Below are 6865 nucleotides of genomic sequence, written 5' to 3'. Positions count from 1 at the left end.
GCGCCGACGAGGTCGAACCTCTCCAGTAACTCGGCGGGTCACCGCCGAGTTACTGGAGAGGTTCGACCTCGTCGGCGCCGCGAAGAAGCCCGCCCAGAGCTACTCCGGCGGCATGAAACGCCGCCTGGACATCGCCMTGACGCTGGTCGGCRACCCGCGGATCATCTTCCTCGACGAGCCGACCACCGGCCTCGACCCGCGCAGCCGCCACACCATGTGGCAGATCATCCGCGAGCTCGTCTCCGGCGGCACGACGGTCTTCCTGACCACCCAGTACCTGGAGGAGGCCGACGAACTCGCCGACCGCATCGCGGTGCTGAACGACGGCAGGATCGCCGCCGAGGGCACCGCCGAAGATCTCAAGCGGCTCGTCCCCGGCGGACACGTCCGGCTCCGCTTCACCGACCCGGCCGCCTACCGGTCCGCCGCCCTCGCGCTGAGCGAGGTGACCCGGGACGACGAGGCGCTCGCGCTGCGGCTCTCCAGCGACGGCAGCCAGCGCGCGCTGCGTTCCGTACTCGACCGGCTGGACACCGTCGGCATCGAGGCGGACGAGCTGACCGTGCACACCCCCGACCTCGACGACGTGTTCTTCGCCCTGACCGGCTCCACCGTGCCCAGCCAGCCCAAGGAGGCTGTCCGATGAGCTCCCTCTCCCTCGCCGTGCGCGACTCGTCCACGATGCTGCGCCGCAACCTCCTGCACGCCCGGCGCTACCCCGCCCTCACCCTGAACCTGCTGCTCACGCCGGTCATGCTGCTGCTGCTGTTCGTCTACATCTTCGGCGACGCGATGAGCGCGGGCATCGGGGACGGCGGGGCGGACCGCTCCGAGTACATCGCCTACCTCGTCCCCGGCATCCTGCTGATGACCATCGGCTCCACCACCATCGGCACCGCGGTGTCCGTCGCCACGGATATGGCCGAGGGCATCATCGCCCGCTTCCGCACGATGGCGATCCACCGCGGGTCGGTGCTCGTCGGACACGTGGTCGGCAGCGTGCTGCAGTGCGTGATGGCCGTGCTCCTCGTCGCGGCCGTCGCCGTGGCCATCGGGTTCCGCTCCACGGATGCCACGGTCCTGGAGTGGCTGGCGGCGCTCGGCCTGCTCACGCTGTTCTCCCTGGCCCTCACCTGGATCGCGGTCGGCATGGGCCTGTCCAGCCCGAACGCCGAGGCCGCCAGCAACAGCGCCATGCCGCTGATCTTCCTCCCGCTCATCTCCAGCACCTTCGTCCCGGTCGACGCGATGCCCGGCTGGTTCCAGCCCATCGCCGAGTACCAGCCCTTCACGCCCGCCGTCGAAACCCTGCGCGGACTCCTCCTCGGCAGCGAGATCGGCCACCACGGGTGGCTCGCCATCGCCTGGTGCCTGGGCCTCGTCGTCCTCGGCTACTTCTGGTCCAAGTCCCAGTTCGACCGCGACCCCAAGTAGCCACCAGGACAGCGCGGGCCGCCTCCCGCAGCCCCGTCCCAGCGAACCGCCCCACCCGCGAAGGCCCGTCACCGCCATCACTCCGATGGCTGCGACGGGCCTTCCTCGGCCGATTCCTGGCCGCTGCCTCAGCGGACGTGGGACCGGGATTCCGGGCGCCGCTCTCAGCGGTGCCGCAGGAGCAGCCCCGTCGGCAGCGCGCAGCCCGCGAAGGCCGCCCCGGTGGCGAACCCGCCCGCCGTCCCGCCGGTATGCGAGGAGACCATGACGAGCGTGGCCAGGTCGATCGAACCACCCAGAACAGTCGGCGGCAGCAGTGCCCAGGCGCTGGCCGGCGCCGGCCAGCCGTGCTGCTGCCGGACGTACCGGTTGAGGAAGAAGCACGCACCGATCAGTACGCCGGGCACCGCAAGCGTCCCCAGGTACGCGAGCAGCCGGTCGCGGTCGGCGAACAGCCGCGGCGCCACGGCAACAGGATCGTCAGGCCCAGCGGTACGTCGAGGTACAGCACCCAGTGCCAGGAGCTGAACGAGGTGAGCGTTCCCGCGAGGAGCAGCCCCTCGGCGGTGCTGACCGCGCCCACGGCGGGCAGTCCGAGTGCCTCGCGCAGGCCCGGCAGCGCGATGTTCACGCTCGGGTCGTCGAGCTGGATCATCGCGTTGCACCCGGCGATCACCGCGAGCGCGGCGGCGCCACGTGCTCGGCCGCGGCCGCGCGTCCGGGTGCCTCGGACACCACCGACACCTGCGCGGTCATGAACGGCCTCCTGAGGACGGACGGCAGTCGCCGACCACCCTCCCAAGAGCTGCCGGAACACCGGTCCAGCCTCACCTGAAGCCGAACCGAAGACGGCCCGAAGCCATCCATGTCGGCTGCAGAACCGCCGGAGCGGGCCTGGAGGACGGGCCTGGCTCTGCCGACCGCCACCGACGACCGGCGGGCGGGCGGGCGGGCCTGCCTCCCAGCATCGTTCACCCTCAATCCATTGCAACGGACAGGGTAAGCGATGTTGCATTAGCTCCAGAGGCATTGCAACGATTTTCCGGCAACTACCTGCGAAGATGGCAGCATTACGCAATGGACTGATTGCCAGATCGATGAATGCAACGTAGCGTTTCTGTCATCGGAAAAATCGAGCAAGGAGCTCGCGATGCAGAAGCACCAGAGCACGACACACACGTTCGACACCCCCGCCCCCATCGCGGCCGTCCTGGACATTCCCGCCGGAAACATCCGGTTCATCGCCGCCGACCGGGCCGACACCACCGTCGAGGTCCTGCCCGCGGACGCCTCGAAGAGCCGGGACGTGAAGACGGCCGAGCAGACCATGGTCGACTACGCCGACGGCGTCCTGCGCATCGAGACCCCGGTGAAGAACCGGCTCTTCGGCCCTTCCGGAGCCCTTGAGGTGACCGTCCAGTTGCCCGTCGGCTCCAGCATCGAAGCCAAGGCCGCCAGCGCCGAACTCCGCGGCGCCGGACGGCTCGGCGACGTGACCTTCGACGGCGCACAGGGCACGGTCAAGCTCGACGAGACCGCGAGCGCCCGCCTCACCCTCCAAGCCGGCGACATCACCGTCGGCCGCCTGAACGGCTCCGCCGAGATCAGCACCCGAAAGGGCGACCTGAMCATCACCGAAGCCACACGCGGCACCGTCGTGCTGCGCACCGACCACGGCGACATCACGGTCGGTGCCGCCCGCGGAGTCTCCGCCTCCCTGGACGCGGGCACCGCCCACGGCCGGGTCCACAACGAGCTGAACAACACCGACGGCCCCGCCCCCGGCCTGGCCGTCCACGCGACCACCTCCTACGGCGACATCACCGCCCGCAGCCTGTGACAGCACCCAGCGCTTGAGGAAGGGCGCCGCCCTGAAGTCGCCGCTCACACACAAGTCCGATGTGGCGACTTTGGCCGGCCCCGACCTCACACCCCCTTCATCCGGTTCGCGACCTTCGGTGGCGGCGTCGGATTCCTCTCCGGCTTCGCGGTGTCGCTGTCGGCCGTGATGATGCCCTGGGCGGTCTCGAACGCGGTCATCACCATGGCCTCCACCCTGCTGCGCACCGAAATCCACGCCCGCTTCACCTTCGCCGAAGGGCTCAGCGCCGGACGGCAAGAGCACTGGCAGTCCGCGGGCTCGGCGACGGTCGACTACCCGGCCACAGCATCGCCGTACGGGTCCCGCATCCACTACAGCCCTCCCCGGCATGGTGACCGGGCAGACAGTCTGTCTCGGTGCCTCCGGCCTCGCCGGCACAGGCCGCTTCCTCATCCTGCGCTTCCACGTCTTCGCCGCCCGCCGCGGCCAGGCCACACGACCGCCGGTGCAGCAGGGGACGGTGACCGTGCCCGCAGAAAATCCAGCTCCTTGACCGCTCATCGGGTCAACGTGCGCACATGTCAAAGCCCACCGCCCTGCGCTCACGCCGAGGCGGTCGACCACATAGGTTCCCCCTCCCCTACTCGATGGAAGTGCGGTTTCCCGTGGCTACCTTCCTGTACAGAATCGGCCGCTTCGCCTTCCGGCGACGTGGCCTCGTAACCCTGCTGTGGGTGCTGATCGTCTGCGGTGTAGGCGCCGCGGCCTCGACTGCTCCCACACCTCCGGTCGAGCAGTTCTCCATGCCGGGCACCGAGTCGCAGAAAGCGCTCGACCTGCTCGAGGAGAAGTTTCCGGACTCCGGCGCCGACGGCGCCACCGCCCGTGTGGTGATCCGTGCGCCCGAGGGCAAGAAGATCGCCGACGAGAAGGCGGCGATCGACGAGCTTCTCGGCGAGCTCGGCACGGCGCCCCAAGTGGCGGGCGTCGCCGACCCGTTCACCACCGGTTCGATCAGCGGGGACGGCCGCACCGCCTATGCCGTGGTGATCTACAAGGCCGCCGCACCCGACCTCACCGACGAGGCGCACGACGCGCTCACCAAGGCGACCGACCGGGCCCGCGACGGCGGCCTGACCGTCGAGGCGGGCGGTGACGCGGTCGCGATCGAGCAGACCGTGTCCGGCACCGGTGAGCAGATCGGTGTGCTGATCTCGGCCATCGTCCTGTTCCTCACCTTCGGCTCGGTGCTCGCCGCCGGTATGCCGCTGCTCACCGCCCTGATCGGGGTGGGCGTCGGCGTCTCCGGCATCGCCGCGCTCGGCTCCACCCTCGGGTTGTCCGCCACGACCTCGACCCTGGCGATGATGCTCGGCCTCGCGGTCGGCATCGACTACGCACTGTTCATCGTCTCCCGCTACCGCGCCGAGATCTCCGAGGGCCGCACCCCGGAGGAGGCCGCGGGCCTCGCGACCGGCACCGCAGGTTCGGCCGTCGTCTTCGCCGGGCTCACGGTCATCATCGCGCTGGCCGGTCTCGCGGTCATCAACATCCCGGTCCTCACCAAGATGGCTCTCGCCGCGGCGGGTACGGTCGCCGTCGCCGTGCTGATCGCGGTCACCTTCGTACCCACCCTGCTCGGCTTCGCGCCGCGCCGGGTACTGCGGGTCGCGGACCGCCACCTCGTCCAGGCCAAGAAGCCGCTGTCGGCGCGCAAGCTGCGCAGGTCCGAGAAGAAAGCAGCGAAGCTGGCCGCGCGGACCAAGCCGAACCTGTCCACCCGCTGGGCCTCCTTCGTAGTGCGCCACCCGCTCGGTGTGCTCTTCCTCGCCGTCGCCGCCCTCGGCGCGATCGCCCTGCCCGCCACCAAGCTGGAGCTCGGCCTGCCCGGCGAGGGCACGCTGTCGACCGACACCACCCAGCGCAAGGCGTACGACCTGCTGTCCGACTCCTTCGGGCCCGGCTTCAACGGCCCGCTGACGGTGACCGTCCAGGGCGAGGACGCGGCCGCCGTCGGCGACAAGGTCGGCGAGACCCTGAAGAAGACCGCGAGCGTCGCCTCGGTCTCCAAGGCCACCGCCAACAAGGCCGGCGACACCGCCATCTTCAGCATCGTCCCGAAAACCGGCCCGACCGACGCCAAGACCGAACAACTGGTCAAGGACATCCGCGCGAAGACCACTTCGCTCGAGGCGTCCTCGGGTGCCACCGAGATCCTGGTGACCGGCCAGACCGCGCTGTTCATCGACTTCTCGCAGAGCCTGTCCGACGCGCTGCTGCCCTACCTGGGCCTGGTGGTCGGCCTGGCCTTCCTGCTGCTGCTCCTGGTGTTCCGCTCGGTCCTGGTCCCGCTGAAGGCGGCGCTCGGCTTCCTGCTCTCGGTGAGCGCGGCGCTCGGCGCGCTGGTCGCGGTGTTCCAGTTGGGCTGGGCCGCCGACATCCTCGGCGTCGAGCAGACCGGCCCGATCATGACGACGCTGCCGGTCTTCATGATCGGTGTGGTCTTCGGCCTCGCCATGGACTACGAGGTCTTCCTGGTCACACGGATGCGTGAGGCGTACGTCCACGGCGCACCGGCGAAGGAGGCCATCGTCACCGGCTTCCGCCACAGCGGCCGGGTGGTCGTGGCCGCCGCGCTGATCATGATCAGCGTCTTCTCGGGTTTCGTCTTCGAGGTCGACGACCTGGTCGCGATGATGGGCTTCGGCCTCGCCTCGGCCGTCCTGTTCGACGCCTTCGTGGTCCGGATGGCGATCGTGCCCGCCGTGCACTCTCTGCTCGGCAACGCCGCCTGGTGGCTGCCGAAGTGGCTCGACCGGCTGCTGCCGAACGTGGACGTCGAGGGTGAGAAACTGCAGCAGCTGCTGCAGTCCGGTCCGCCGCGGGTGCCGCAGAGCGGGCCGGAGCACGAGCGGGACCTCGTGCACTGAGGCGCTGCGCGGGTGAACGACCGCGGCCCGGCGCGACCTGGTTCAGGTCGCGCCGGGCCGTTCATGTGTGCGGGCCGCCCCGCCCCGGTCGCATGCGCCGACTGACCGCAGTGCTGGAGGGGGCTTTCGACGTCCTGGGCTCTCCGGTGTCTCTCTGACGCGGTTTCAGCGGCCCCGCGGACGGAGCCGCTGAACCGCGCCCGGGTCCGGCGCGCAGCACGAGGACGGCTTCATCCGACGACGGTCCAGGTGTCGTTGCCCGCGAACAGCGCGCCGAGCTCGCCCTTGCCGTGCCGCTCGACGGCGTCGTCCAACTGCTCGGCCATCAGCGTGTCGTACACCGGGCGGTCCACGGAGCGGAAGACGCCGATCGGGGTCTGGTGCAGGGTGTCCGGATCGGCGAGCCGGGACAGCGCGAACGCGGTGGTCGCCGACGCCGAGCGCGCGTCGTGGACCAGGACCTCCGCCTCGTTCTGCGGGGTCACCGCGACCACCTTCAGATCGCCGGTGGCCCGGTCCCGCACCACGCCCTTCGCCTGGGCGGTGCCGAAGCGGATCGGGCTGCCGTGCTCCAGCCGGATCACCGCTTCCTCGGCCTGCCGGCGGTCCTTGAGGACCTCGAAGGCGCCGTCGTTGAAGATGTTGCAGTTCTGGTAGATCTCGACCAGCGCCGTGCCCG

General features: G+C 70.2%; 7 protein-coding genes and 1 pseudogene. 4 read left to right on the top strand and 4 right to left on the bottom strand.

The features are described from left to right. Together DIZ27_RS43675 and DIZ27_RS43670 are read left to right on the top strand one after the other, a co-directional pair. Window positions 1-646: ATP-binding cassette domain-containing protein (locus tag DIZ27_RS43675; protein ID WP_146229143.1), on the top strand; the 646-nt coding region annotated here is incomplete at its 5' end. After that, window positions 643-1434 (top strand): ABC transporter permease, encoded by a 792-nt coding sequence (locus DIZ27_RS43670; RefSeq protein WP_109383811.1) that lies wholly within the window; start codon window positions 643-645, stop codon window positions 1432-1434. The genes DIZ27_RS43675 and DIZ27_RS43670, both read left to right, overlap by 4 nt. A 164-nt stretch (window positions 1435-1598) precedes the next feature. Here DIZ27_RS43670 and DIZ27_RS43665 read toward each other — a convergent pair whose 3' ends face one another. Together DIZ27_RS43665 and DIZ27_RS43660 are read right to left on the bottom strand one after the other, a co-directional pair. After that, window positions 1599-1901 carry a hypothetical protein gene (locus tag DIZ27_RS43665; RefSeq protein ID WP_146229142.1) on the bottom strand — a complete coding sequence of 101 codons (303 nt, stop codon included), beginning with the start codon at window positions 1899-1901 and terminating at the stop codon, window positions 1599-1601. Then, on the bottom strand, window positions 1826-2089 hold the full coding sequence (locus DIZ27_RS43660) for an MFS transporter (protein WP_146229141.1): 264 nt from the start codon (window positions 2087-2089) through the stop codon (window positions 1826-1828). Before DIZ27_RS43660 ends, DIZ27_RS43665 begins: the two co-directional genes overlap by 76 nt. A 495-nt stretch (window positions 2090-2584) precedes the next feature. Here DIZ27_RS43660 and DIZ27_RS43655 point away from each other — a divergent pair, with 495 nt between their 5' ends. Next, entirely contained in the window at window positions 2585-3274 is a 690-nt protein-coding gene (locus DIZ27_RS43655; protein ID WP_109383808.1) for a DUF4097 family beta strand repeat-containing protein, read from the top strand. Window positions 3275-3360: 86 nt separating this feature from the next. Here DIZ27_RS43655 and DIZ27_RS46420 read toward each other — a convergent pair whose 3' ends face one another. Beyond that, a complete protein-coding gene (locus DIZ27_RS46420) occupies window positions 3361-3501 on the bottom strand; it encodes a hypothetical protein (RefSeq protein ID WP_181384021.1) in 141 nt (46 codons plus the stop codon). 420 nt (window positions 3502-3921) lie between these two features. Between DIZ27_RS46420 and DIZ27_RS43645 the strand changes: the two genes are divergently transcribed. After that, entirely contained in the window at window positions 3922-6186 is a 2265-nt protein-coding gene (locus DIZ27_RS43645) for an MMPL family transporter (protein WP_181384020.1), read from the top strand. Between the two features lie 230 nt (window positions 6187-6416). Here the strand turns inward: DIZ27_RS43645 and DIZ27_RS43640 are convergent. Continuing rightward, window positions 6417-6865, bottom strand: a pseudogene (locus DIZ27_RS43640) (2-oxoacid:ferredoxin oxidoreductase subunit beta); the annotation flags it as partial.

This window comes from Streptomyces sp. NWU339, from assembly GCF_003143855.1.
Classification (GTDB): Bacteria; Actinomycetota; Actinomycetes; order Streptomycetales; family Streptomycetaceae; genus Streptomyces.
The sequence above is the reverse complement of the archived record's forward strand: the minus strand, read 5'-3'. Positions and strand labels throughout refer to the sequence as shown.

Bases quoted from the DNA above. Each gene is read 5' to 3' on its own strand.
- DIZ27_RS43670 (WP_109383811.1), top strand. From the start codon at position 643: ATGAGCTCCCTCTCCCTCGCCGTGCGCGACTCGTCCACGATGCTGCGC.
- DIZ27_RS43660 (WP_146229141.1), bottom strand. From the start codon at position 2,089: ATGATCCAGCTCGACGACCCGAGCGTGAACATCGCGCTGCCGGGCCTG.